The organism is Nocardia sp. GP40 (assembly GCF_050434125.1).
Classification (GTDB): Bacteria; Actinomycetota; Actinomycetes; order Mycobacteriales; family Mycobacteriaceae; genus Nocardia; species Nocardia albiluteola.
On the sequence record NZ_JBNPVW010000001.1, the window covers coordinates 214,245 to 239,970 of the forward strand.

Here is a 25,726-nt window from a genome sequence, read left to right on the forward strand (position 1 = left end):
CGGGAAGGCGCGAGCCGCATGTGGCGTTGTGTCCTGACGCCTCTTCCGATTGGAATTGTGTCGGTGCCGGGTGGGATGCTGCTCGGGAGGCAGGACCGGCGGTTGTGTGAGGAGGCCGCGGAGACAGTGGAGGTGTGCCGGTGGTCGCGATCGATTTCGGGCGGGCGCGGAGAGTCTCGTGGCCGCAGGTGTTCTCGCGGCTGCCGGTGCGGCAGGGGATCGGCGGGGTGCCGCCCACGCTGCTGGTGCTGGCCGGGATCGTCAGCGTGCAGCTCGGTGCCGCGCTGGCCACCGAGCTGTTCGCCGCGACCGGACCCGCCGGTGCGGTGAGCCTGCGCCTGGGCTTCGCCGGGGTCGTCCTGCTGGTGTTCTGGCGGTCCTCGCTGCGGATCGGGTGGCGGGCGCTGCCCGTCGTGCTGGGCTACGGTGCGGTGCTGGCGCTGATGAACCTGTCCTTCTACGAGGCGATCTCCCGCATTCCGCTGGGCATGGCCGTGACCATCGAATTCCTCGGCCCGCTCGCGGTGGCGCTGGCCGGGTCCCTGCGGTGGATCGATCCCGTCTGGGCGGTGCTGGCCGGGGGCGGGGTGCTGCTGCTGACCCGCTCGGCCGGGACGGTGCCGTGGACGGGCGTGGTGCTTGCGCTGTGCGCGGCGGCCTGCTGGGCGGGCTACATCCTGCTCAGTGCGAAACTCGGCGAAAAGACCAGCGGCGGTGGCGGATTGGCTCTGGCGATGGCGTTCGGTGGCGTGCTCACGGCCCCGATCGGCATTGCTGGGGCGGGCGCGGCACTGCTGCATCCGGTGGTGCTGGTGACCGGATTCGGGGTCGCGATGCTGTCCTCGGTGCTGCCCTATTCGGTGGAACTCGAGGCGCTACGCCGGATTCCGCCGCGCGTGTTCGGGGTGCTGATGAGCCTCGAGCCCGCCGTCGCGACCGTCGCCGGGCTGATCGTGCTGGGGCAGGCGATGAATCCGGCGGAGTGGGCGGGAATCGCGTGCGTGGTGGCCGCGTCCGCGGGCGCGACCCGGACCGGCCGCGCCGAGCCCTAGCGGAATTGTCGGTCCTCGTGTCGACCATCGCCACATGGCAACAGCGGCAATGGAATCCGTCATCGAGGGGCTGATCGTTCTCGGCTTCCCCGATGAAGACGTCCGGGACGAAGTCAGTAGGGGTTGGCGCGGGGCCGATACCCGCCGTCGAGTCCCAGGGACGGGCGGGCCCTCGGGCCGATGGATGGGTGCGCTCAGCGCACGGCGTGGGGGTACGGCAGGTCGACCGATGACGTCTCGGTGACGGCCAGCGGACGTCCGATCTGCGGAAATGCCCGCTGGGGGCAGGAGGAGCGATCGCACACCTTGCAGCCCGCGCCGATGGGGACCGCGGCTGCCGGGTCGTCGAGTTGTAGTCCACTGGAGTACACCAGGCGGTCGGCGTACTCGATATCGCAGCCCAGCCCGATCGCGAATTCCTTGGTGGCCGTGTTGAACCCGCGGGGCGCGGGGTTGGTGGTGCGAGCGACCCACAGGTAGCGGCGACCATCGGGCATCGAGGCGACCTGGGTCAGCACCCGGCCCGGATTCGCGAACGCCTCGTGCACCACCCACAGCGGGCAGCTGCCGCCGACCCGGGAGAAGTGGAATGCCGTGGCGGACTGGCGTTTGGAGATGTTCCCGGCGCGATCGGTGCGCACGAAGAAGAACGGCACCCCGCGCTGGCCCTGCCGCTGCATCGTGCTGAGGCGATGGCAGACGGTCTCGAAGCCCACCTCGAAGCGCAGCGAGAGCAGGTCGATGTCGTACCGCAACTCCTCGGCCGAGCGCAGGAACTTTCCGTACGGCAGCACCAGCGCCCCCGCGAAATAGTTCGCCAGCCCGACCCGGGCCAGCGCGCGCGATTCGCCGGACAGCGACGGGGTCCCGCCCAGCACCTCGTCCAGCAGCCGCCCATACAGCAGGAACGCCAGCGTGGTGGCGATCTGGAAGGCGCGCTGCCCGGGGCGTAGCCGCCGGGCCAGGGTCAGGGTGCGGGTCTCGGGATCGTACTGGCGCTTGGGGATGGCCGGATCTGCGCCGTCGCCGCGGACCAGCACCGTCACCCGGGCGCGCTCCTCGGCGACGCGGGCCAGCTGGCGGTCCAGCGAGCCGATGGTCAGGCCGGACTCCTCGAACAGCTGCTCGGCGGCCAGATCGAGCTGGGGGATGTGGTTGTGATGGTCGTAGAAGAAGTCGCGCACGTCCTCGTACGGCATGGGCACGCCGGGGGCGCCCGTCGGGGTCGCGACCTTGGAGGACAGCAGGTCCAGCTGATCGGTGGCCGCGCGCAGCCGGCGGTGCATGGCCACGATCGTCTTGGCCACCTCGGGCAGGCGGGTGGCCAGGTCCTCGACCTCCGCGGCGGGGGGTGCGGTGCCGCCGCCGGCCTCCACCAGCACCTCGTGCAGGTCCGAGACCAGCCGGGCGTCCGAGTCCGCCGCGAAGAACTGCACATCGAGATCGAACGTCGAATTCAGTTTCAGCAGTACCGGAATGGTGAGCGGGCGTTGATCGCGCTCGAGCTGGTTGAGGTAGCTGGGGGACAGCTCGAGGGACTTGGCCAGGGCCGCCTGGGTCATCCGACGTTCCTCGCGCAACCGCCGTAGTCGGGCACCCGCATACATCTTGCGCACTCGCAGATGGTACTGCAGGCCTTCGCAATCATTGCAGTTCCCTCGCGGATTGCCGGAAAAAAATCTGCTACTGCGAGGTACCGCGGGCCCTGTTACCGGTGCGTACTGTGCGAAGGATGATCATTTCACCGGGAGCGGGTCAGAGGTGAGGTGCCGCGGTCACCATCCGCTCCCTGGGGAGTTTCCGGGAGATAGCCGACTGAGAGCGAATGCGGAGGTACGCCTAGCGCGGGTCGAGGATCACCGCCTGGGCGGCGATGACGGTCGTGCCGTCGAAGGTCACCGACGGCGAGCCGTGGAGCCGGTAGCCCTCGTCCAGCAGGGCACTGATGCGCTGGCAGAAGGTGGCGTCGTCAGGGCCGGTGATCAGGCGGTAGCGCAGGGGTTCCGGAGTGGTCATGAGTTCGAGGGTAGCCCCGGTGCGACGGCGGCCCGTCCGGCCGAAGCCGGGCAGGCCACCTCATTCGCCAGAGCTCAGCGCACGCTGTGCGCGGCGGCGACCATGTTGCGCAGCGACTCTTCCACCTCGACCGGCCCGCGGGTCTTCAGCCCGCAGTCGGGGTTCACCCAGAGCCGTTCGGCCGGAACGGCTTTCAGGGCGGACCGCAGCGCGGCACTGATCTCCTCCACGGTCGGTACCCGGGGCGAATGGATGTCGTAGACGCCCGGTCCGACGCCCAGATCGAATCCGGCCGAGTTCAGATCGTCCAGCACCTCCATGTGCGAGCGCGCCGCCTCGATCGAGGCGACATCGGCGTCCAGCGCCGTGATCGCGTCGATGACCTCACCGAATTCGGAGTAGCACAGATGCGTGTGGATCTGCGTGGCATCCGATACTCCGCTGGTGGACAACCGGAACGCGGCCACCGACCAGTTCAGGTAGTCCGGCTTGGCCTCCGCGCGCAGCGGCAGCAGCTCCCGCAGGGCGGGCTCGTCGACCTGGACGATGCGGATGCCCGCGGTCTGCAGATCGACGGTCTCGTCCCGGATGGCAAGGGCCACTTGGCGAGCCGAATCCGCCAGCGGCTGATCATCGCGCACGAACGACCACGCCAGAATGGTCACCGGCCCGGTCAGCATGCCCTTGACCGGCTTGTCGGTGAGCGACTGTGCGTACGAGATCCATTCCACGGTCATGGGTTCCCGGCGCACCACGTCGCCGAACAGGATGGGCGGGCGCACGCAGCGGGTGCCGTAGGACTGCACCCAGCCGTTCGCGGTAGCGGCGAATCCGTCGAGCTGCTCGGCGAAGTACTGCACCATGTCGTTGCGCTCGGGTTCGCCGTGCACCAGCACGTCCAGTCCCAGCTTCTCCTGCAGCGCAACCACATCGGTGATCTCCGCGCGCATCTGCTCGCGATACTGCGCCTCGGTGATCTCCCCGGCGCGCAGCGCCGCCCGCGCCTTGCGGATGGCGGTGGTCTGCGGATAGGAGCCGATGGTCGTGGTCGGCAGCAGCGGTAGGTGCAGCCGATCACGTTGCAGCGCACGGCGTTCCTCGGCCGGGGCGCGATGTTCGGCGTCCGGGCCCAGGGCCGCCAGGCGGGCGCGGACGGTGCCCACGTGCAGGCGCGGGTCGTCGCGGCGGCTCCGGGCCGCGGTGCGGGCGGTGGTCAGCTCGTCGGTGATGGCCTCGGTGCCCTCCCTCAGCGCCCGGGCGAGCAGCTGTACCTCGCGGACCTTCTCGGCGCCGAAGGCGAGCCACGAGCGCAGCGCCGGGTCCAGCTCGGCCTCGGGCTCGAGCGAATACGGTACGTGCAGTAGCGAACTGGAGCTCGAGACAGCCAGCGAGCCGGACGCGCCCTGCAGGGTGCCCAGCGTGGCGAGCGCGTCGTCGAGGTCGGTGCGCCACACGTTGCGCCCGTCCACCACGCCCGCCACCAGCAGCTTGTTCGCCAGCGCCGGGATCGAGGTCACGTCGGAAACGGTTGTGCCCGAGACGAAGTCGAGTGCGATGCCCTCGATGCCGGTCCCGGCCAGCACCTCGAGCGCCGGGCCCGGTCGTCCGAAGTACGTCGCGACCAGCAGTGCGGGCCGCGTCGGCGCGGAAGCCAGGTCCGCATAGGTGTTCCGGACGAGCACGATCTCCTCGTCGGTGAGATCGGTGACCAGCACCGGCTCGTCGATCTGGACCCACTGCGCGTCCGCGGCGGCCAGCTGCCCCAGCAGTTCTCGGTACAACGGCAGCAGCTCCGCCAACCTGGCCAGGGGCGCCGCGCTGTCGATTCCCTTGGCCAGCTTCAGGAATGTCACCGGGCCGATGATCACCGGACGGGCCGGGATGCCGAGCTCCCGCGCCTCGCGCAGCTCGCCGAGCACCTTCTCGGGGTGCAGGGTGAATGCGGTGTCCGCGCCGATCTCGGGCACCAGGTAGTGGTAGTTGGTGTCGAACCACTTGGTCATCTCGAGCGGTTCGATGCCATCGGTGCCACGCGCCGCCGCGAAGTAGCGGTCCAGTGGGTCGGCGATGCCCGCGACCCGGGGCGGCAGCGCGCCGAGCAGGACCGCCGTGTCGAGCATCTGGTCGTAGTACGAGAAGGTGCCGATCGGCACCGAGTCGAGTCCCGCGGCATGCAGGGCGCGCAGCTGGTCGGCACGCAGGCCACCGGCCACGGCGTGCAGTTCATCCGCGGTGAGGCGGCCCGCCCAGTAGCCCTCGATCGCCCGCTTGAGCTCGCGCCGCGGCCCGATTCGCGGAATGCCGGGGACCGTCGCGGTGAACGGTGTGTGCGGAATGACAGTCATGGAATTGCTCCAGTGCTGGTAGCCACGGTCACCGCCGTATATGCGCAGACGGAGCCCAGAGTGTGTGTGTGATGCACCGGGGTCCGCCCGCCCGATCCACGAGGCGGTGGCCGCCGGATACGGCGTATCCGGCACAGCGGGCAGGTCTTCGGACTTACAGGCGCCGCCTTGACGAGCGCACCCCGGTCGTGCCGGGGTGTGTCCTACTGGCCGTCGCTTCCCAGGTGTGCACCCAGTGCTGATGACGGCGGTCGTTCCTGCATACCGCTGCGGGACAGTCCCGGATTCCCACCGGGTTCCCTCTCACCCGGCCCTGAGGGACCGGGTTCGACGCTGCCGCACGACGCTCGGGGCTCCAACTCGCCGGTGCAGCGAACCAGCTGCGTTGTCAAGCATAGGCGATCCGCGATGCGTCCACATTCGCGCACAGGCCGACGACCGAGCCGTCGAGTTTCGTCCGGATTACGCAAACTTCGCAGTTCCCCACCTGCCGTTGTTAGGATTTTGCGAACTCCATTCGAATTCGCAAGGCCTGCTCACCGGCATGTACCTTTATCGAATGTTCTCCAAAGTGCTGGTCGCCAACCGCGGGGAAATCGCCATTCGTGCGTTCCGTGCCGCCTACGAACTCGGAGTAGGGACCGTCGCGGTATTTCCCTACGAGGACCGCAACTCGGTGCACCGGACCAAGGCCGACGAGGCGTATCAGATCGGCGTCCCTGGACACCCGGTCCGGGCCTACCTGTCGATCGAGGAGATCATCAAGGCGGCCAAGACCGCCGGTGCCGATGCGATCTATCCCGGGTACGGCTTCCTGTCGGAGAACCCGGACCTGGCCGCGGCGTGCGCCGCCGAGGGCATCACGTTCATCGGCCCCTCGGCCCACGTGCTCGAGCTGACCGGCAACAAGGCACGCGCGATCGCCGCCGCCCGGGCGGCCGGACTGCCGGTGCTGAACTCCAGCGCGCCCTCGGCGGACGTGCCGGAGCTGCTGGCCGCGGCCGAGGAGATGGAGTTTCCGGTCTTCGTCAAAGCCGTCGCGGGCGGCGGCGGGCGCGGCATGCGCCGGGTCGCCGATCGGGCCCAGCTGCGCGAGGCGGTCGAGGCCGCGATGCGCGAGGCCGAATCGGCGTTCGGCGATGCGACGGTGTTCCTCGAGCAGGCGGTGATCAATCCCAGGCACATCGAGGTGCAGATCCTTGCCGACGGCCGCGGTAACGTCATCCATCTGTTCGAACGCGACTGCTCGCTGCAGCGGCGCCATCAGAAGGTGATCGAGCTCGCGCCCGCGCCGAATCTGGATCCGGCACTGCGGGAACGGATCTGCGCGGACGCGGTCGCCTTCGCCCGGCAGATCGGATACAGCTGCGCCGGCACGGTGGAGTTCCTGCTCGACGAGCGCGGCAATCACGTGTTCATCGAGATGAATCCGCGCATCCAGGTGGAACACACGGTGACCGAGGAGATCACGGATGTCGACCTGGTCGCCTCCCAGCTGCGGATCGCGGCCGGGGAGAGCCTGGAGGAACTCGGCCTGAGCCAGGATTCGATCTCGATCCGGGGCGCGGCGCTGCAGTGCCGGATCACTACCGAGGACCCGGCCAACGGATTCCGGCCCGACACCGGGCGCATCACCGCCTACCGCAGTCCGGGCGGCAGCGGCATCCGCCTGGACGGCGGGGCCAACCTCGGCGCGGAGGTCGGCGCCCACTTCGATTCGATGCTGGTCAAGCTCACCTGTCGCGGAAGGGATTTCACCGCCGCGGTGGCGCGGGCGCGGCGCGCGGTCGCCGAATTCCGGATCCGCGGCGTGTCCACCAATATTCCGTTCCTGCAGGCGGTGCTCGACGATCCGGACTTCCGGGCCGGGCGGATCACCACCTCGTTCATCGATGAACGCCCGTACCTCCTGACCCAGCGCGGATCCGCGGACCGCGGCACCAAAATCCTCACCTACCTTGCCGATATCACCGTCAACAAGCCGCACGGCCAGCGACCGACCGCGGTGTACCCGCAGGACAAGCTGCCCGCGCTGGATCTGACCGTGCCGCCGCCGGACGGGTCCCGCCAGCGCCTGTTGCGTTCGGGCCCCGAGGGTTTCGCGCAGGCCCTGCGGCAACAGCGGGGAATCGCCGTCACCGACACCACCTTCCGCGACGCGCACCAGTCGCTGCTGGCCACGCGCGTGCGCACCAACAGCCTGCTGCAGGTGGCCGGGCACGTCGCGCGGATGACTCCCGAACTGCTGTCGATCGAATGCTGGGGCGGCGCGACCTACGATGTGGCGCTGCGGTTCCTGCACGAGGATCCCTGGGAGCGCCTGGCCGCGCTGCGCGAGGCGATTCCGAACATCTGCCTGCAGATGCTGCTGCGTGGCCGCAACACGGTCGGCTACACCCCGTACCCGGAAAAGGTCACGCGCGCTTTCGTTTCCGAGGCGACAGCGACCGGGATCGACATCTTCCGCATCTTCGACGCGCTCAACAACGTCGATCAGATGCGCCCGGCGATCGATGCGGTGCGCGAGACGGGCACGGCCGTGGCCGAGGTGGCGCTGAGCTACACCGGGGATCTGTCCAATCCGGACGAGAACCTGTACACCCTGGACTACTACCTGAAGCTGGCCGAGCAGATCGTCGAGGCCGGCGCGCACATCATCGGCATCAAGGACATGGCCGGGCTGCTGCGCGCACCCGCGGCGCACACCCTGGTGACCGCGCTGCGCGAGAACTTCGATCTGCCTGTGCACGTGCACACCCACGACACCCCGGGCGGGCAGCTGGCGACGTACCTGGCGGCCTGGCAGGCCGGGGCCGACGCGGTAGACGGTGCGTCGGCGCCCATGGCGGGCACCACGTCTCAGCCCCCGCTCTCGGCGATCGTGGCCGCCGCGGCGCATTCACCCCACGACAGCGGCCTGAATCTGCAGAATGTCTGCGATCTCGAGCCCTACTGGGAGGCGTTGCGAAAGGGCTACGCGCCCTTCGAGTCCGGGCTGCCGGGCCCGACCGGGCGCGTCTACGAGCACGAGATTCCGGGCGGGCAGCTGTCCAATCTGCGCCAGCAGGCCATCGCCCTGGGCCTGGGCGACCGGTTCGAGGAGGTCGAGGCGAAGTACGCCGCGGCCGACCGGCTGCTCGGCCGTCTGGTGAAGGTGACCCCGTCCTCGAAGGTGGTCGGCGATCTGGCGCTGTCGCTGGTCGGTTCCGGGGTGGACGTCGCGGACTTCGCCGCCGACCCCGGCCGCTATGACATTCCGGACTCGGTCGTCGGATTCCTGCGCGGCGAGCTCGGCACTCCGGCCGGTGGCTGGCCCGAACCGTTCCGCAGCCGTGCGCTGACCGGGCGCGGCCCGGCCAAGCCCGAGACCCAGCTGACCGCCCAGGACGAGGCGGGACTGAACGGTGATTCGGCGCGGCGCCGGGACACCTTGAACCGCCTGCTGTTCCCCGGACCCACCCGCGAATTCGCCGAGCACCGTGAGAAATTCGGCGACACCTCCAGCCTGTCGGCGAATCAGTTCTTCTACGGCCTGCGGCACGGCGAGGAGCACCGGGTACAGCTGGAGAAGGGCGTCACCCTGCTGATCGGGCTCGAGGCCATCTCCGAGCCGGACGAGCGCGGCATGCGCACGGTGATGTGCATCCTGAACGGGCAGCTGCGCCCGATCCTGGTCCGCGACCGCTCGATCGCCAGCGAGGTTCCGGCCGCGGAGAAGGCCGACAAGTCCAACAGCGGCCACATCGCCGCGCCGTTCGCCGGTGCGGTGACCCTCGTCGTCTCCGAGGGGGACGTTATCGCGGCGGGCGACACCATCGGCACGATCGAGGCCATGAAGATGGAGGCCGCGATCACCGCGCCGCGCGCGGGCACGATCGCGCGCGTCGCCATCGGCAAGGTGCAGCAGGTCGAGGGCGGGGATCTGCTCGTGGACGTGCGCCTGAACGAGACCGCGGCCGAGTGAGCGCAGCGCAGCGCAGCGAACCATCGACACAGTGCGCCGCGCGCACGACGGAGCCGAGCGCCAGCGAGGCGCAGTCGTGAGCGGGAAAGCAGTGCCGCGGTGACCCGCATCGTGGCCGGGCTCGCCGGTGGGCGGCGCCTGCGGGTGCCGCCCGCGGGGACCCGGCCGACGTCGGACCGGGTGCGCGAGGCGCTGTTCAGCATGCTCAGTGCCCGAATGGATTTCGACGGCATCCGGGTGCTGGACCTGTATGCCGGGTCCGGCGCCCTGGGGCTGGAGGCGTTGTCCCGCGGCGCATCTCACGCACTGCTGGTCGAATCCGATCGCAAGGCCGCGGCGGTGGTGCGCGGCAACATCGCCGAACTCGGCCTTCCGGGCGGCGAATTGCGGACGGGCACAGTGTCTTCGGTGCTTGCCGGGGTACCGGCCGAGCCGTACGATCTGGTGCTGTCCGATCCCCCGTACGCGCTGGAGGCGGCCGAGGTCACCGCCGATCTCCGGTCGCTGGTGGCGAACGGCTGGCTGCATCCCGGCGCGCTGGTCGTCGTCGAGCGGGCCACGCGGTCCGCCGAAACCGATTGGCCCGCACACTTTTCCGCGCAGAAGCCGCGCAAGTACGGCGAGACGCGCGTCGAGTTGGCCGACTACGAACCCTGACGCCTGGTCGCCGGCCGATTCGCACGGATCTGGGGTCGACCCCGGCAGCGGGCCGTGGAGGTCATAGCGCAGCAGTCGACACACGCCTCATCCGATGGGGGGCCGGCGGTGGGCTGGATGTTTGCCGCAACGACTTCCGTTGCTCAGCCCTCACCGCAGGGATGTCGCCGCGGTGGCGGCGATGGTCTGCGCGACGGCGGTGAGCGCGGGGGAGTCCAGCCGCCACTGCTGCCAGTACAGCACCACGTCCACGTGCAGCGTGTCGTCGATGCGGATCAGGTCCCGCGCGTACGGCCCGGTGCCGAGCTGCTGTTCGGGCAGCATGCCCCAGCCCAGGCCCAGCCGTACCGCCTCGGCGTACCCGGAGGTGGCGGGGATGTAGTGCCGGGGCGGGTTCACCGGGCGGCGGGTGCGGCGGCGCATCAGCCGATCCTGCAGATCGTCCTTGCGGTCGAACATCACCACCGGCGCCGCGGCGAACGCCCGGACCGTGGTGCCCTCGGGGAACCAGGTGCGGGCGAATGCCGGCGTGGCCATCGGCCGATATCGCATCGCGCCCAGCCGTCGCACCCGGCAGCCCTGCACGGGCTGCGCGGTGGCGGTGACGGCGGCCATCACGGTGCCGTCGCGAAGCAGTCGTGTCGTGTGTTCCTCGTCCTCCCGGTGGATTTCGAAGCACACACCCGCCGGGCCGCGGGCGAGGGCGGGCATCACCCAGGTCTCGAGCGAGTCGGCATTGACCGCGATCGGAATCCGCACGGGATGGTCGACGCCGGTAGGCTCGTCGGATTCGCCTGTCGGGCTGCCGAGTTCGCGCGCCGTGTCGCCGGTGAGCAGATCGATCTGACGGGCCAGGCGCAGCACCGCGAGCCCGGATTCGGTGGGCCGCACCGGTTTCGTGCGCTGCAGCAGGATGCGCCCGGCCGCCCCCTCGAGCGCCTTGATCCGCTGACTGACCGCCGATGGGGTGAGGCGCAGGTGCCGCGCGGCGGCCTCGAACGTCCCCTCGGCCACCGCCGCGTCCAGGGCGCGAAGCTGATCGAGCTGCAGGTCCATAGTAAGAAATTGTAATGATGCTTGAAAAAGATTAGCTGGTCTGACCAGGTACGCGACCTTAGCGTGGGGGCATGGATGTCGCATCGGCCGCGCTGGCGGCCCTGTCGGGGTTGGGGTTCGGGCTGTCGCTGATCGTGGTGATCGGTGCGCAGAACGCGTTCGTGTTGCGGCAGGGGATTCGCGGGGAGCATGTGACGGCCGTCGTCGCGGTGTGCGCGCTGTCCGATGTGGTCCTGATCGCCGCGGGGGTGGCCGGGCTGGGCGCGGTCGTCCGCGCGGCCCCGGCGGTGCTGCTGGTGGCCCGGTACGCCGGGGCGGCATTTCTCCTCGGGTACGGGGTGCTGGCGGCGCGGCGGGCGCTATCGCCGGCGACGCTGGCCGGGGAGGCGGGCGAGGCGTCCATGGCCCTCGGGGCCACGGTGCTCACCTGCCTCGCCCTGACCTGGCTGAACCCGCACGTCTATCTCGACACCGTGGTTCTGCTCGGCTCGTTCGCGAGCACCTATGCGGGGTCGAATCGGTGGTTCCTGGCCGCGGGGGCGATGCTCGGGAGCATCGTGTGGTTCTCGGGGCTGGGCTTCGGCGCGAGACTGCTGGGGCCGCTGTTCGCCCGCCGGATCGCCTGGCGTGTACTGGATTGCGCCGTCGCAGTCGTCATGCTCACCCTCGGCCTGGTCCTCGTGCTGAAGCACTGAGCCGGAACAGTACCGGCGGCCCCCGATGGACCCGGCGGTATCGACCAGGTCCGGGGCGGTGGATCAGGCGCGGTGGACCAGGTTGTGGGCGCCCTTGTTGTTGACCGGCGGAGTGCCGGAACGGTAAGCGACGTTGTTGTTCTGGCCGGTCACGGTGATGGTCGCGGCCGAGTCGAGGGTGATGTGGTTGCCGCTCCCGGAGATGGTGACGATGCCGCAGCCTCCGGTCACGGTGAGGGTGTTGTTGTTGCCCGCGATCCCGATGTTCTTGCCGCCGCACGCGACGACCTTGTTCGCGTTGTCACCCGTGATGTTCATCGAACCGTCCGACTGCAGCTGCACGCCGGGAAGACCGATACCGTCGGGGCTGACGCTGACACCGCCCGGGAACGGGAGGTCCGGCGTGGGATCGGCGGTCGTGGCGGGCGCGGCCGGAGGCGTGGCGGCCGCGCTGCCGGCGGCGAAAGCGCCGGCGGTCAAGACGATCAGCGCGGCGGTGGCAGCGGCGGCGGGGATACGGCGAGCGAAATTCGCGGTCATACTTGATCCGTTCTGTCGTTGCGGGGCAAGAGAACGATAGCCGTAGCGCGCGTGACGGCCGGGAGCATCCCGCGCATCACGGTCGGGGATCCCGCGTCCGCCTGTCGAATTCGCGGTTTGCCCGCCGGATACCTCACCGGGGACAGCGACCGTCAGGCGCTCGCTTCGGCGCGCGCGAATGCCAGCAGTTGCTCCAGCGGCCAGGTGTTGATGACCCGTTCGGCGGGGACCCCGTTGGCCAGGGCTCGGGCGCAGCCGTAGCCCTGCCAGTCCAGTTGTCCGGGGGCGTGGGCGTCGGTATCGATGGAGAAGTAGCAGCCGATCTCCACCGCGAGCTGGATCAGGCGCCCGGGTGGGTCGCGCCGCTCGGGGCGGCTGTTGATCTCGACGGCGGTCCCGTAGCGACGGCACGCCTCGAACACCACCTCGGCGTCGAATTCCGACTCCGGACGGATGCCGCGCTCGCCCTCCACCAGCCGCCCGGTGCAGTGGCCCAGGATGTCGACGTTCGGGTTCGCCACCGCATACACCATGCGCCGGGTCATCGTCTCGCTGTCGGCCCGCAGATGCGAATGCACGCTGGCGACAACGATATCCAGTTCGGCCAGCAGATCCGCGCGCTGATCCAGGGCGCCGTCGTCGAGGATGTCGACCTCGATCGCGGTCAGGATCCGAAACGGCGGGGATGGTGAGTCGGCGGAGCTTGCGGAGCCGGCGGGGTGGGGAAGCGCCGCGAGCTCGGCGTTGAGCTCGGCGACCACGTCGAGCTGGCGGCGCAACCGGTCCGCGGACAGGCCGTTGGCGACGGTCAGTCGCGGCGAATGATCGGTCAGCGCACAGTATTCGTGGCCCAGCGCCATGGCGGTGCGCATCATCTCCTCGATCGGGCTGCCGCCATCCGACCAGTTCGAGTGGGTGTGCAGATCGCCCCGCAGGAGCTTGCGCAGTGCCGCCCCCTCCGGCGCGATCGGCTTTGCGGCCGAACGCAATTCGGTCAATTTATCGGGCACCCGCCCGGCGCTCGCCTGCGCGATGACCGCGGCCGTCTTCGGCCCGATGCCCGGAATGTCCTGCCACTGACCGCTTTCGGTGTACTGCGCGTACCGCTGGTTCGACAGCGCCGCGACGGTATCGGCGGCCCGACGGTATGCCTTGACCCGATGTGACTGCGCGCGATCGCGTTCCATCCAGAAGGCGATCTCCCGCAGCGCCGCAACCGGATCCTGTTCCGCCATCGACTTCGTCCGCGTTCAGACGTCGTACGGAAGGAGTACGAAAGCGGCGAACCCCCACAGTGGACGCAGGGTTCGGAAATGTCGCTGGTCGAGTGTCATGATCCGGTCCGTGCGTTCCCGATCGGCCAGCACCACGTTCGATGCATCCGCGATGCCGATGTAGTCGTCGCCATGCTTCGTTGTGACCGCGAGCGCCGCAGCGTGATGGTTGGCTGTCCACTCAGCCAGGTCGTAGGCCCCGCCGGCCACATCCGCGGCGAAGTCGCGAGCCGCACGAGAGCCGAGCCGGGTGTACAACATGTAGTCGACCTCGGCAACGACCATGGGCGACACTACGAGGCGTTCATCGGCCTTATCGACGATTCGAGCCAGTGACTCGTGCTCGTTGTACGACTCGTCGAACAACGCGAGAATCGCGCTGGTATCCACGATGATCGTCATCAGGCTCCGAAGCTCATGCCGAGCTCCCGGTCGATCTCTTCGGCGGAGAGCGGCCGGTCGCTGCGATAGCCTCCGACGGTGGGCTTCGGCCGCGCACCGTTCTTGTCGAGAAGCTGATCGATCGCCTGTGCCAGTGTCACCCCGCTCGATACCGCGACCTGCTGAAGTCTGTCACGGATCGCCTTCGGAACCTTGATCGTCGTCATGTCGGACATACCTGAAGTATACCGGTATACCGGCGGTAACTAGCGCGGCCTGGGTTGGCAGCGGGGACAGGAGTACGAGGAGCGGTTCATGAACTTTTCCCGGCGGATCGGCGCGCCGCAGCGGCGGCAGGGCTCGTCCTCGCGGCCGTAGGCGGCCAGGGAGCGTTCGAAATAGCCGGACTGGCCGTTCACATTGACGTACAGGGCGTCGAAGGAGGTGCCGCCCGCCCGCAGCGCCTCGGACATCACCGCGTGCACCTCGGTCAGCAGCCGGTGCAGATCCGGGCGGGTGAGCTTGGCGGCGATGCGCTCACCGTGAATCTTCGCCCGCCACAGGGCCTCGTCGGCGTAGATGTTGCCGACCCCGGAGATGACGGTCTGATCCAGCAGCACCCGCTTGATCTCGGAGTGCTTGCCGCGCAACACCTTCACCACCGCGTCGGCGTCGAACCGCGGATCCAGCGGATCGCGGGCGATATGGGCCACGGCCTCGGGCACGGTCGTCCCGTCGACCTCGACGACCGGATGCAGCGCCCACCCGCCGAAGGTGCGCTGATCGACGAATCGCAGCTGTGCACCCGAATCGAGGGTCGCGACGATATGCGCGTGCTTCTCCAGCGGCGCATCGGCCGACTCGACCAGCATCTGCCCGCTCATGCCGAGATGAACGACCAGGGCGGTTTCGGGATCGTCGAAGGTCAGCCACAGGAATTTGCCGCGACGCTGCGCGGTTTCCACGCGCAGCCCGGAAAGACGCGCGGCCAAATCATCCCCGCCGAGCGCATGCCTGCGCACCGAGCGGGGATGTTTCACCGTGACGGATTCGATGACGTGGCCGACAACGTGATCGGCCAGGCCGCGGCGCACGACCTCGACCTCGGGAAGTTCGGGCATCTAGCCCTCGTTCAGGGCCCGCCAGGCAGCGCCGGCGGCCTTCTGTTCGGCTTCCTTCTTGGACCGGCCGACGCCCTTGCCGTAGGCCTGACCACCGATCACCGCCGTGGCGGTGAACTCCTTGTCGTGGTCGGGGCCCGTCGAGGTGATCTCGTACGAGGGCACGCCGAGCCCACGCTCGGCGGTCAGCTCCTGCAGACTGGTCTTCCAGTCCAGGCCGGCGCCCATCCGCGGGCCGCGCTCGAGCAGATCGGCGAACAGCCGCAGGACCACGCCGCGGGCCACCTCGATGCCGTGCTCGAGATGCACCGCGCCCAGCAGTGACTCCATGCCATCGGCGAGGATGCTCGGCTTGTCGCGCCCGCCGGTCATCTCCTCGCCCTTGCCGAGCAGCAGATGCCGTCCCAGGCCGCCCTCGCCCAGGGCGCGCGCGACCTCGGCCAGCGCATGCATGTTGACCACGCTGGCGCGCAGCTTCGCCAGTTCGCCCTCGGACTTGTCCGGATGTTCGAGGTACAGGCGCTCGGTGATGCTCAGGCCCAGGACCGAATCGCCCAGGAACTCCAGGCGTTCGTTGGTGGGCAGGCCACCGTTCTCGTAGGCGTAGGAGCGATGGGTGAGGGCAAGCCGGAGCAGCTCCTCGCCCAGGTCGACACCCAAAGCCTCGAGCAGGCTCGTATGGTCGGCGGACTCACCCGAGGGCGAGTCCGCGCCGTCCTTACTGGCGGTCACGGTGCGCTGCCGGTGTTATCAAACTGCGGACGCGACCTGGCGGCCCTTGTAGGTACCGCAGTTCGGGCACGCGGTGTGCGGCAGGGTCTTCTCGCCGCACGCGCGGTTCGGGCAGGTGATCAGGGTCGGCGCGGTGGCCTTCCACTGGCTGCGCCGCGAGCGGGTGTTGGAACGGGACATCCGGCGCTTCGGAACGGCCACTTCAACTTCTCCTCTGTCTTCGAACTTGCCGGGCCGCGCGGCTCGGCAAGAAATCTGCTTACGTCTAGTTCAGCTCGGCGGCAGTGCCACCGGTGCCGGGGGACTCGGCCGTGAATTTGGCAAGCCCGGCCCAGCGAGGGTCCAGTATCTCATGCCCGTGATCGGAACCCGCAATCGCCATCCGCACACCGCATTCGGCGCACAGTCCGGGGCAGTCCGGCTCGCACAGCGGCTGCAGCGGAAGCTCGAGCCCGACCGCGTCCACGACCACCGGTTCCAGGTCGATCATGTCGTCGACGAGGCGGTGGATCTCGTCCTCCTCGGTGGTCTGCTCGGTGACGCTGTCCGGGTAGGCGAACAGCTCGGTCACCTGCAGTTCGAGCTCGTCGGTGAACGATTCCAGGCAGCGCGAGCATTCACCGGCCAGCGGCGCGGACACCGAACCGGTGATCAGCACGCCCTCCGACACCGACTGCAGCGTGAGATCCAGCTCCACCTCGGCTCCCGCCGGAATGCCGATCAGATCCAGGCCGATCTTCTCCGGCACGGTCACCGTGCGCTGCAGGGTTTTCATCGACCCCGGCTTGCGGCCGAGGCTGCGGGTGTCCAGCACGAAGCCCGCGTCCGTCTGACGACGACGCGAACCGGAACCGGATTCGGCGGGCATTGAGCTCATTTCCTCATGGGCGGTGGATGGGCAACCACCCTACGATACCGAATTCGCATCGCCAGCCCAAAACTTACCCACCCCGCCGGCTCCGCAAGCTCCGCCGGCTTGCCATCCCCGGGGAGCAAGGGGATCACCTGCGAAATTCGCTCGCGTAATCCGGTACGCCCGTACCGCTGCGCAGCTGGTGCCGACCGCGGCCGACCGTGCGCAGGGCGGTGTGCAGCGTCTCCTCGAAATCGGCGAGCTTGCTGTCGACGTACTGGTCGCAGTCGTTGCGCAGGCGATCGGCCTCGGCCTGTGCGGAATCGATCAGCCGCGCGGACTCGCCGTGCGCGGCCCGCACGACCTCGGTCTGCTGCACGAGGCGGTCCTGTTCGGACTGGCCCTCGGCGACCGAGCGCTCGTAGGAGGCCTGTCCCGCGGCGATCATGCGCTCGGACTCGGTGCGGGCGCGGCCGGTGCGGGCCTCGTATTCGGCCTTGCCGTCGGCGACCACCCGCTCGGCCTCGGCGGTGGCGGTGGCGACCAGGTGGTCGGCGTGCGCGCGGGCCTCGGCGACCATGCGGTCGGCGTGTGCCTTGGCATCGGCCAGCAGGCGGTCGGCCTCGGCGCGGGCGCCGGTGACGGTCTGCTCGGCCTGATCGTTGGCGCTGGTGATCGTGGATTCGGCGGAGCTGCGGGCGTCGTTGACGATTCCGTCGCGATGATCGAGGACGTCCTGCGCGTCGTCCAGCTCGCCGGGGATGGCCTCGCGGACGTCGTCGAGTAGCTCGAGCATGTCGCCGCGCGGCACGACGCAATTGCGGGTGGTCGGGATGCCGCGCGCCTCTTCGACGATCGCGACCAGCTCGTCGAGGGCCTCGAATACGCGATACATCTTGCTACCCCACTCTCATACCGACTTACCACGGCGAACCTCCATGCCGCCGTAAGCCAGTGTGCCCCTCGGCACCGAAGTGGACCCAGTTCACTCGCGGTGTGTCGGCGGGTGTTTCCAACGCCACAGAATCAAGTGGAGGCAATGACTCCGGTTGGTGTTAAATTATTTACCGAGCGGTAGATAGCCGGACCTGGTCCGGCAATGTCGATCGGAATTGAGCATGGCTGTCGTGTATCCGGTACATCCGGGCGCGGGGGACGATCCCCGGCCCGCGCCCGACGACACCCTTGATGTCATGCAGGCCGCGGCCACCGACGCCGTCAATGCCGCGACCGATACGGTGCTGGCCGCCACGGATACCGTGCTCGCCGCGACCGACAAGGTGCGGACCGCGACCCTGCCCTTTCGCCGGCAGCTGGCCCGTCTCGGGGTGTATCTTCGCAGCGATCGCTGGCTCGCCCAGCTGATCCGCTTCGCCCTGGTCGGCGGCTTCAGCAATATCGGCTACTTCCTGCTGTTCATGGCCTGCTACGGCGGCGGCCCGCAGCTGGCCAACCTCACCGGGTCGGTGGTGAGCACCGCCATCGCCAACGAGCTGCACCGACGCCTGACCTTTCGCGCCTCGGACCGGGTCAGCTGGCTCACCGCGCAGCTGGAGGGCGGCGGTCTGGCGCTGGCAGGGCTGGGCATCACCTCGGCCGCGCTGGCGCTGCTGGACTTCCTGGCCCCCGGGCTCGGCGATATCCCGGAGGCGATTGCCGTCATCGTCGTCACCGCGGGCGTGGGCACCCTGCGGTTCCTGACCCTGCGCCTGTGGGTGTTTCCCACCCACGGGCCTGTTAGGTTTCGACCATGGCTGGAGCACTCTGCCCGGGATCGTTCGATCCGGTAACCAACGGACATCTTGACGTCTTCGCCCGCGTCGCGGCGCAATTCGACGAGGTCGTCGTGACGGTGATGATCAACAAGAACAAGCAGGGCATGTTCACCGTCGACGAGCGGATGGAGATGCTGCGCGAGGTCACCGCGGATCTGCCCAACGTCCGGGTGGAATCCTGGCACGGCCTGCTCGTCGACTTCGCGCGGGAGCAGGGCATCACCGCCATCGTCAAGGGGCTGCGCGATGCCACCGACTTCGGCTACGAGATGCAGATGGCGCAGATGAACAACAAGCTCTCGGGCGTGGACACCTTCTTCATCGCCACCAATCCGGTCCACAGCTTCCTGTCCAGCTCGCTGGTCAAGGAGGTGGCCACCTTCGGCGGCGACGTCTCGGACATGCTGCCGCCGTCGGTGCACAAGCGGCTGCTGGCCCGCCTGGCCGAGCGTAGGGGCTAGCCGGGCCCGGCTCCGCCGGAGCGGAGCCATGTCACGGCTTCGCCGGAATCCGGTGCGGCACGAACGTCGAGGTGTCGTCGGTGATGAGGCCGGGGGTTTCGCGGATGCCCATGCCCGCGGCCGTGTCGCCGACGATCCACGCACCCAGCACCGGGCGCTGACCGTCGAAATCCGGTAGCGGGTCCAGCATTTGGTAGATGTAGCCCTCCTCGCCGTAGACCCCGCCGGTCGCGGTTTCCATTCCCGCGCCGACGATGGTCATGTTGGCGCCCTCGCGGCCGAGCTTCGGCTTGCGAATGTACTCGGTGAGCTCGTGCGGGTCATCGATGTAGGCGGGCAGCAGATTCGGGTGGCCGGGATACATCTCCCACAGCACGGCTAGCAGCGCCTTGTTCGACAGCAGGGTCTTCCACAGCGGCTCGACCCACGTCGTCTGCGGCAGTGAGCCGACCACGCGCTGTCCGAAGTCGTCGTCCAGGGCCCATTCCCACGGGTACAGCTTGAAAATGGACTCGATGGGCGCCTCGGCCAGGTCGACGAAGCGGTCCAGCTCGGTGTCCCAGCCGACCTCCTCGATCGGCAGTGCGACGGTGTCGAATCCGGCCTCCGCGGCGGTCTCCTGCATGTAGGCGGTGGTGACGTTGTCCTCGCCGCTGGCATCGGCCGAGGACCACGTGAAGTGCAGCCCACCCTTCGGCAGGGTCTTTCGCAGCTCGCCCCAGCGCTCGACGAGCTTCTCGTGCAACGAATTCCACTGATCGTCGTCGGGATACACATCGGTCAGCCAGTGCCACTGCACGATCGCCGCCTCCAGCAGGGAGGTCGGCGTATCGGCGTTGTACTCCAGCAGTTTTGCCGGGCCGCGTCCGTCGTAGCGCAGATCGAAGCGGCCGTAGACGTACGGGTCGCTACGGTGCCAGGACTCGGTGATCGGGCCCCAACTCCATTGCGGCAGACCGAAATCGGCGAATCTCTCGGTCAGCACCACCTGCTCGGCGGCGTGCAGGCACATCGTGTGCAGCACCTCGACCTGCGCCTCCATCGCGAGGATCTCGTCGAGATCGAACTCGTAGTGCACCGATTCGTCCCAGTACGGGCGTGGCTGCCCGTTGGAATCTGTTCCAGGGGAACCGAATACCAGGCCCTGATCGGCGATGATGCGCTGCCAGCTCGCCCGCGACCTTCCACGTACCCGGCGCATGACCTAGGAACCTCCCGACTTTCCGCCACTCTTGGAGCCCAGCCCGCCGCGAATGACGGTGCCGCTCTTGGTGCTGATGTGCGCGCCACTCGGTTCGCTGAAGCTGCCACCGGTGGGCGGGCGGCCGATGGTGTTCGTGCCGCCGTAGTAGTAGTGGTACTGGTGGCCGTTGAAGAAGAAGATGGCCGGCAGGCCGCTGTGGTAGTAGCCGGCGTTGGTGGCGTAGGCCTGCGCGGCGACGCAGTCGTTGTCGTTGACGACGGTCTGCTGGCCGTTGGTGTTGTCGCTGACGCAGTACGCGGTGACATCGGGCTGCTCGGCGGCCTGGCAGGCGAGATAGCCGGCGCCGACGATCGCGGCCACGCCGACGACCGCGGCGCCGCCGATCAGCGCCTTCCTGCGCCGCTTCCGCTTGGCCTCGAGGGCCTCCGCGGCCGCACGCTCGGCCTCCTCCGCGCGCTTGCGGGCCTTGTCCCGCGCCCGCGCCTCGGCCACCGTCGGCGGGCGAGGCTGGGTGACACCGGCCTCCTGGCGCGAGATGCTGCCGCGCGGGTGATCCGGGGACGAGGGATAGACGGCCCCGCCGATCTCGTGTTCGCCGGACGGGCCGGGCTCGTCGGAGGAGTGGTAGATCGCACCGCCGACATCGGGCCCCGCGGCCGCCGACGGGTCCGCCGGATAGCCGAGCCCCGCAAGCGGATTCGGCACGCCCGGCATCGCGAGCGTCGGGTTGGGCTGGGCGAATCCCGGGCCGGGGCGCGGTGCCGGGTCGAATCCGGCGGTGCCCCCCGGGGTTCCGAAGTACGGCATGCCCGGCATTGCCACCGTCGGATCGGGTGAGCCGGCCCCGGACCCACCCGGGCCCGCCTGGCCCGGATGTGCGGCGGATGCGGGCTCGCCGGTGCCACCGGGGGATTCGGCGTGCGGCATGCCCGGCATCGGCAGCGTGGGATTCGGTTGCGGCTGCTCGGGATGCGGCATGCGCGTGGTGGGTTCGTCCGCGGAGGGATCGCCTGTGCCCTCAGGGCTCGGACGGTATGCGTCCATGCCCGGATGTTCCGTTGCCACCGATGACTCCCTGTTCCCCGCCGCTTACCGTTCCACGAATCCCGTGAGCCCGCCCTGGGCGGCGCTCCAGTCTTCCACAACCAGGTCTACCCGACCCGGCGTCGTCCCCGAACGCAGCAGCGCCAGTAACTTCTCGCAATTCTCGCGCGGGCCCTCGGCAATGACATGGACCCGGCCGTCGCTGGTGTTCCGGGCCGAGCCGACCAGCGCCAGCTCCAGCGCGCGGGCCCGGGTCCACCAGCGAAAGCCCACGCCCTGGACGAGGCCGTGCACCCAGGCGACAACCCGCACATGCTCGGAGCTCATCCGGCTACCTTCCGGATGCGCACGTTCACTCGTCCGCCTGGAACGACAGGTTCACCGTGGTGCCCGCCTTCAGGGTGCGTCCGACGGTGCACACCTTGTCGATGGCGCGCTGCACCGTCACCAGCAGCCGCTCGCGACCGGCCTCGTCGAGTTCGGACAGATCGAGCTCGACGATCTCGTTCAGCTCCGGGTACACCTCGTTCTCGCGGTCGGCGTCGCCGGAAACCCGGATGGTCACGTCATAGTTCTCGCCGAGCCGGTTCGACAGCGGGAAGTCCGAACTCATCCCGGTGCAGGCCGCCAGCGCGATCTTGAGCAGCTCGCCCGGGGTGAAAACGCCGGGCACGCCGTCGGAGCCGACCAGGACCTCCGCGCCGCGCGAGCTGCGCCCGGTGTAGCGCCGGGTGGCGGTGCGCTCGACCCACAGGGAGGTCGGGGTCTTGGGAGCCCGGGTGGTCGCCGCGACGGTCGAGGTCTGTGCCTTGCCGTTGGAGGACTGTTCAGCCATGCCCCGATCCTGCCATCACTACCGCTTTGTCCGCATTCGACTGTTGCGAACGCAACCGCGTGCGCGCCCTGCGGCGAAGCGGCTCGGCCCGGCTCCACCCCGCCCGCGACGCGATGGGTTCGACAGGTCAGACACAGAACCGATATCCCATGCCCGCCTCGGTGAGCAGATGCTTGGGGTGCGACGGATCGTCCTCGAGCTTGCGTCGCAGCTGCGCGAGATACACACGCAGATAATGGGTTTCGGTGGCATACGACGGGCCCCACACCTCGCGCAGCAACTCCCGCCGCCCCACGAGCTTGCCCTGATTGCGCACCAGCATCTCGAGTACGCCCCATTCGGTCGGCGTCAGATGCACGTCGCCGCCGTGCTTGATGACCTTCTTCGCCGACAGGTCCACGGTGAACGACGAGGTCTCCACCACCGGATCCGAACCCTCCGTCGCGGTCGCGCCGCGGCGCACCGCCGCCCGTAGTCGCGCCAGCAGCTCGTCCATGCCGAACGGTTTGGTCACGTAGTCGTCGGCGCCCGCGTCCAGCGCCTCGACCTTGTCCGCGGAGTCGGTGCGCGCGGACAACACGATCACTGGCGCCTGGCTCCAGCCGCGCAGGCCCGCCAGCACGTCGATGCCGTCCATATCCGGCAGGCCCAGGTCGAGCACCACCACGTCGGGATGCTTCTCCGCCGCGGCCCGCAGCGCCGCGGCGCCGGTGGCCGCGGTGATCACCTCGTAGCCCCGCACCGACAGATTGATCCGCAGCGCGCGCAGAATCTGCGGCTCGTCGTCGACCACCAGCACCTTGGTCTGCACGGCGCCGGGCTGGTCGCGATCGCGGGCCCCGCCCTGCACACGCGAGCCGCCGGGGCGGTCCCCGTCGTTCGAACTCGCCGGTGTCGTCACCGTTTCTCCTCTTCCTGTTGATCGGCCGGTAGATCGATAACCATGGTGAGCCCGCCGCCGGGCGTCGGCTCGGCGTGTACGGTGCCGCCCATCGCCTCGACGAAGCCCCGCACCACCGACAGCCCCAGCCCGACGCCGGTGGAGTTGTCGCGGTCGCCGAGGCGCTGGAAGGGCTCGAACAGCTGATCCTCCAGCCCCGTCGGCACCCCGGGACCGTAGTCCACGACCGTCAGCGACACGCGGTCTCCGGTCTGCTCGGCGGTGACCCGAATGGGCGTGTCCGGGGGCGAATACCGCAGCGCGTTATCGATCAGGTTGGCCAGCACCCGATCCAGGAGGCCGCCGTCGGCGCGCACCGCGACATCGCCGACCTCCACCTTCACCCGGTCCATCACCGCGCGGCGCAGGCTGCGGGTGCCCATGCCGACGCCGACGACCGCGCGATTCACGACCTCCTCCAGATACACCCGTTTCAGCTGGGGCTTCACCACTCCGACCGCGAGCCGCGAGGAGTCCAGCAGATTGCCGACCAGGCCCGTGAGCTGATCGACGGATTCCTCGACGGTCTCCAGCAGTTCGGCGGTGTCCTCCGGGGAGAACTCCACGTCGTCGCTGCGCAGGCTCGAGACCGAGGCCTTGGCCGCGGCCAGCGGTGTGCGCAGGTCGTGGCTGACCGCCGACAGCAGGGCGCGGCGCAGCCGGTCGGCCTCGAGCACCCCGGCCGCGGCCTGCGCCTCGTCCGAGAGCTGACGCTGCCGCACCAGACCGGCCGCCTGATTGGCGACCGCGCCCAGCACCAGGCGGTCCGCGGCGGTGAGCGAATGGCCGTTGAGCAGCAGCCAGTGCTCGTCGTCCCCGGCCTCGATGGCGGTGTCGGCATCCTTGACCCGGCGCGCGGGCCCCTCGCCGACGCACGCGACGACATCGTCGCCGTTCGCGAGGCTGACCGCGCGCATGCCGAACGTCTCGCGGGCATGCTCGAGCAGATCGTGCAGATCCGCGCCGTGCAGCACGGCGCCGGCGAACAGCGTCAGCAGTTCGGCCTGCCGGGATGCGGTGCGCGCCTGACTGGTTCGGCGCTTGGAGATGTCCACCAGCGCGGCCACCGCGACCGCGACCATCGCCATCACCACGATGGTCAGGAAGTTGTTCAGGTCGCCGATGGTCAGGCTGTAGCGAGGGGAGACGAAGAACCAGTTCAGCAGCAGACCGCCCAGCACCGCCGAGAGCGAGGCCGGCGCGACGCCGCCCAGCAGCGCGACCCCGATCACACCGATGAAGAACAGCGCGCTCTCCCCGGCCAGGTCCAGGTGCTTGTCCAGGAAATAGAAGCAGACCGCAGTGATCACCGCCGGAACCGCCAGCGCCGCGGCCCAGGAGGTCAGCTTGCGCTCGCGCGGCAGCAGCGCGCGCCAGCGGAATCCGCGGTTGGACTCCTCGTGGGTGACCATGTGCACGTCGATCTTGCCCGAGAGCTGGACCACGGTCGATCCGATGCCCTCGTCCAGCATGCGGGCGAAGCGCGAGCGGCGCGAGGTGCCCAGCACCAGCTGGGTCGCGTTCACCCCGCGCGCGAAGTCCAGCAGCGCATGGGGCACGTCCTCGCTGGTTATCGTGTGCAAGCTGGCGCCCAGGCCGGTCGCCAGGTCGCGCAGCCGGTTCATCCGCTGCGTCGACACCCCGGCGAGGCCGTCGCCGCGCACGATGTGCACGACGATCAGATCGGCGCTGGACTTGGTGGCGATGCGGCTGGCGCGGCGCACGATCGTCTCGGACTCCGGCCCGCCGGTCACCGCGACGACGACGCGCTCGCGCGCCTCCCAGATATCGGTGATCCGGTGGTCCTCGCGATACTTGGCCAGCGCGGCGTCCACCTGATCGGCCAGCCACAGCAGTGCCAATTCCCGCAGCGCGGTGAGGTTTCCGGGACGGAAGTAGTTGCGCAGCGCCGCGTCGACCTTGTCGGCGGCGTAGACGTTGCCGTGGGACATCCTGCGCCGCAACGCCTCCGGGGTGATGTCGACCAGCTCCACCTGGTCGGCGCCGCGAACCACCCAGTCGGGCACGGTTTCCCGCTGCACCACGCCGGTGATCTGCTCGACCACGTCGTTCAGGCTCTCCAGGTGCTGCACGTTGACCGTCGAGATCACGTCGATGCCCGCGTCCAGCAGTTCGTGCACGTCCTGCCAGCGCTTCTCGTTCTTCGAACCGGGCACGTTGGTGTGCGCGAGCTCGTCGACCAGCACCACCGCGGGCGCGCGGCGCAGCACGGCCTCCACGTCGAGTTCGGGCAGCGTGGTGCCGCGGTAGGACATCATCCTGGGGGCGATGCGCTCCATGCCCTCGAGCAGTTCGGTGGTCTTGGGGCGGCCGTGCGTCTCCACCACCGCGGCCACCACATCGCGGCCGCGCCCGATGCGCCGGTGCGCCTCGCCGAGCATGGCGAAGGTCTTGCCCACGCCCGGGGCGGCACCGAGATATATGCGAAGCTGACCGCGTTTCACCTGTTCATCATCTCGCGTCGGGGCGGGTGCGGGTACGTAGGCACGCGCACCCGCAGCGGCGTCGCCGCGCGAGCAAGCGCGCGCAGGACAAGCGCACCGACCGAAAACGCCGTGCCGACGGTCGTCAATGCCGCAAGCGCGCCGGTGGTCATGTTTCTCCTCGCTGATTCTCGGCTCACGCCGGACATCGATGTCCTCTAGGCTCATCAGCGCCGGCCGCTGGACATGCGTTGCCGAGCTTTACCCTGTCTACCGCCGACGCCGCGCCGTACGGCCTCGTTGACGCTTTCTTGACGGCATTGATCTGGACCTTTAC

The 25,726-nt window shown here is 69.1% G+C and carries 26 protein-coding genes and 1 riboswitch; of the genes, 6 read left to right on the forward strand and 20 right to left on the reverse strand.

Going from position 1 to position 25,726, the window contains the following annotated elements; all coding sequences use genetic code 11:
* Nucleotides 1–140 precede the first annotated feature (140 nt).
* Entirely contained in the window at nucleotides 141–1,052 is a 912-nt protein-coding gene (locus ABH933_RS00950; RefSeq protein ID WP_429413983.1) for an EamA family transporter, read from the forward strand.
* Nucleotides 1,053–1,246: 194 nt separating this feature from the next.
* Here ABH933_RS00950 and ABH933_RS00955 read toward each other — a convergent pair whose 3' ends face one another.
* From ABH933_RS00955 to metE, 3 genes are all read right to left on the reverse strand, one after another.
* On the reverse strand, nucleotides 1,247–2,668 hold the full coding sequence (locus ABH933_RS00955) for a short-chain fatty acyl-CoA regulator family protein (protein WP_429413986.1): 1,422 nt from the start codon (nucleotides 2,666–2,668) through the stop codon (nucleotides 1,247–1,249).
* 223 nt (nucleotides 2,669–2,891) lie between these two features.
* Nucleotides 2,892–3,068 carry a DUF1737 domain-containing protein gene (locus ABH933_RS00960; RefSeq protein WP_215918689.1) on the reverse strand — a complete coding sequence of 59 codons (177 nt, stop codon included), beginning with the start codon at nucleotides 3,066–3,068 and terminating at the stop codon, nucleotides 2,892–2,894.
* Between the two features lie 74 nt (nucleotides 3,069–3,142).
* On the reverse strand, nucleotides 3,143–5,413 hold the full coding sequence (gene metE / locus ABH933_RS00965; RefSeq protein WP_429413990.1) for a 5-methyltetrahydropteroyltriglutamate--homocysteine S-methyltransferase: 2,271 nt from the start codon (nucleotides 5,411–5,413) through the stop codon (nucleotides 3,143–3,145).
* Nucleotides 5,414–5,535: 122 nt separating this feature from the next.
* Nucleotides 5,536–5,754, reverse strand: a riboswitch (cobalamin riboswitch).
* 218 nt (nucleotides 5,755–5,972) lie between these two features.
* Between metE and ABH933_RS00970 the strand changes: the two genes are divergently transcribed.
* A complete protein-coding gene (locus tag ABH933_RS00970) occupies nucleotides 5,973–9,377 on the forward strand; it encodes a pyruvate carboxylase (RefSeq protein ID WP_429413993.1) in 3,405 nt (1,134 codons plus the stop codon).
* Nucleotides 9,378–9,476: 99 nt separating this feature from the next.
* Entirely contained in the window at nucleotides 9,477–10,034 is a 558-nt protein-coding gene (rsmD, locus tag ABH933_RS00975; protein ID WP_429413996.1) for a 16S rRNA (guanine(966)-N(2))-methyltransferase RsmD, read from the forward strand.
* Nucleotides 10,035–10,184: 150 nt separating this feature from the next.
* Here the strand turns inward: rsmD and ABH933_RS00980 are convergent, their stop codons facing one another.
* The gene (locus ABH933_RS00980; protein WP_429413999.1) at nucleotides 10,185–11,090 is read right to left on the reverse strand and encodes a LysR family transcriptional regulator ArgP; all 906 of its coding nucleotides are present in this window, start codon (nucleotides 11,088–11,090) and stop codon (nucleotides 10,185–10,187) included.
* A gap of 71 nt (nucleotides 11,091–11,161) precedes the next feature.
* On the opposite strand from ABH933_RS00980, the gene ABH933_RS00985 reads away from it, so the two are divergent.
* The gene (locus ABH933_RS00985; RefSeq protein ID WP_429414002.1) at nucleotides 11,162–11,785 is read left to right on the forward strand and encodes a LysE/ArgO family amino acid transporter; all 624 of its coding nucleotides are present in this window, start codon (nucleotides 11,162–11,164) and stop codon (nucleotides 11,783–11,785) included.
* Nucleotides 11,786–11,848: 63 nt separating this feature from the next.
* Here ABH933_RS00985 and ABH933_RS00990 read toward each other — a convergent pair whose 3' ends face one another.
* From ABH933_RS00990 to ABH933_RS01030, 9 genes are all read right to left on the reverse strand, one after another.
* A complete protein-coding gene (locus ABH933_RS00990) occupies nucleotides 11,849–12,325 on the reverse strand; it encodes a DUF3060 domain-containing protein (protein ID WP_215918695.1) in 477 nt (158 codons plus the stop codon).
* Between the two features lie 152 nt (nucleotides 12,326–12,477).
* Nucleotides 12,478–13,560 carry a PHP domain-containing protein gene (locus ABH933_RS00995; RefSeq protein ID WP_429414005.1) on the reverse strand — a complete coding sequence of 361 codons (1,083 nt, stop codon included), beginning with the start codon at nucleotides 13,558–13,560 and terminating at the stop codon, nucleotides 12,478–12,480.
* Between the two features lie 15 nt (nucleotides 13,561–13,575).
* A complete protein-coding gene (locus tag ABH933_RS01000) occupies nucleotides 13,576–14,001 on the reverse strand; it encodes a PIN domain-containing protein (protein ID WP_429414008.1) in 426 nt (141 codons plus the stop codon).
* Nucleotides 14,001–14,216, reverse strand: a complete 216-nt coding sequence (locus ABH933_RS01005) for a hypothetical protein (protein ID WP_429414010.1) — start codon at nucleotides 14,214–14,216, stop codon at nucleotides 14,001–14,003. The genes ABH933_RS01000 and ABH933_RS01005 overlap by 1 nt, the downstream gene beginning before the upstream one ends.
* A 30-nt stretch (nucleotides 14,217–14,246) precedes the next feature.
* The gene (mutM, locus tag ABH933_RS01010; RefSeq protein WP_429414013.1) at nucleotides 14,247–15,101 is read right to left on the reverse strand and encodes a bifunctional DNA-formamidopyrimidine glycosylase/DNA-(apurinic or apyrimidinic site) lyase; all 855 of its coding nucleotides are present in this window, start codon (nucleotides 15,099–15,101) and stop codon (nucleotides 14,247–14,249) included.
* Entirely contained in the window at nucleotides 15,102–15,833 is a 732-nt protein-coding gene (gene rnc, locus ABH933_RS01015; protein ID WP_215918698.1) for a ribonuclease III, read from the reverse strand.
* An 18-nt stretch (nucleotides 15,834–15,851) separates the two neighbouring features.
* A complete protein-coding gene (gene rpmF / locus ABH933_RS01020) occupies nucleotides 15,852–16,034 on the reverse strand; it encodes a 50S ribosomal protein L32 (protein ID WP_215918699.1) in 183 nt (60 codons plus the stop codon).
* A gap of 64 nt (nucleotides 16,035–16,098) precedes the next feature.
* Complete coding sequence (locus ABH933_RS01025) at nucleotides 16,099–16,701, reverse strand: YceD family protein (RefSeq protein WP_429414018.1); 603 nt, start codon at nucleotides 16,699–16,701, stop codon at nucleotides 16,099–16,101.
* 133 nt (nucleotides 16,702–16,834) lie between these two features.
* Entirely contained in the window at nucleotides 16,835–17,581 is a 747-nt protein-coding gene (locus ABH933_RS01030) for a DivIVA domain-containing protein (RefSeq protein WP_429414021.1), read from the reverse strand.
* A 223-nt stretch (nucleotides 17,582–17,804) separates the two neighbouring features.
* On the opposite strand from ABH933_RS01030, the gene ABH933_RS01035 reads away from it, so the two are divergent.
* Nucleotides 17,805–18,476, forward strand: coding sequence for a GtrA family protein (locus ABH933_RS01035; protein ID WP_429414024.1), 672 nt, complete (start codon nucleotides 17,805–17,807; stop codon nucleotides 18,474–18,476).
* On the forward strand, nucleotides 18,437–18,922 hold the full coding sequence (gene coaD, locus ABH933_RS01040) for a pantetheine-phosphate adenylyltransferase (RefSeq protein ID WP_215918702.1): 486 nt from the start codon (nucleotides 18,437–18,439) through the stop codon (nucleotides 18,920–18,922). The genes ABH933_RS01035 and coaD overlap by 40 nt, the downstream gene beginning before the upstream one ends.
* Before the next feature lie 31 nt (nucleotides 18,923–18,953).
* On the opposite strand, the gene ABH933_RS01045 is transcribed toward coaD, so the two are convergent.
* The 7 genes from ABH933_RS01045 to ABH933_RS01075 all read right to left on the reverse strand — a co-directional run bounded on the left by ABH933_RS01045 (nucleotide 18,954) and on the right by ABH933_RS01075 (nucleotide 25,562).
* Entirely contained in the window at nucleotides 18,954–20,123 is a 1,170-nt protein-coding gene (locus ABH933_RS01045; RefSeq protein WP_429414028.1) for a glutathionylspermidine synthase family protein, read from the reverse strand.
* Nucleotides 20,124–20,126: 3 nt separating this feature from the next.
* On the reverse strand, nucleotides 20,127–21,191 hold the full coding sequence (locus tag ABH933_RS01050; protein ID WP_429414031.1) for a hypothetical protein: 1,065 nt from the start codon (nucleotides 21,189–21,191) through the stop codon (nucleotides 20,127–20,129).
* 24 nt (nucleotides 21,192–21,215) lie between these two features.
* Complete coding sequence (locus ABH933_RS01055) at nucleotides 21,216–21,497, reverse strand: acylphosphatase (RefSeq protein WP_429414034.1); 282 nt, start codon at nucleotides 21,495–21,497, stop codon at nucleotides 21,216–21,218.
* A 25-nt stretch (nucleotides 21,498–21,522) separates the two neighbouring features.
* A complete protein-coding gene (locus tag ABH933_RS01060) occupies nucleotides 21,523–22,005 on the reverse strand; it encodes an OsmC family protein (RefSeq protein ID WP_215918705.1) in 483 nt (160 codons plus the stop codon).
* 127 nt (nucleotides 22,006–22,132) lie between these two features.
* Nucleotides 22,133–22,816, reverse strand: a complete 684-nt coding sequence (locus tag ABH933_RS01065; protein ID WP_215918929.1) for a response regulator — start codon at nucleotides 22,814–22,816, stop codon at nucleotides 22,133–22,135.
* 86 nt (nucleotides 22,817–22,902) lie between these two features.
* Complete coding sequence (locus ABH933_RS01070; protein ID WP_429414038.1) at nucleotides 22,903–25,410, reverse strand: ATP-binding protein; 2,508 nt, start codon at nucleotides 25,408–25,410, stop codon at nucleotides 22,903–22,905.
* Complete coding sequence (locus tag ABH933_RS01075; RefSeq protein WP_429414041.1) at nucleotides 25,407–25,562, reverse strand: hypothetical protein; 156 nt, start codon at nucleotides 25,560–25,562, stop codon at nucleotides 25,407–25,409. Before ABH933_RS01075 ends, ABH933_RS01070 begins: the two co-directional genes overlap by 4 nt.
* Between the last annotated feature and the right edge of the window lie 164 nt (nucleotides 25,563–25,726).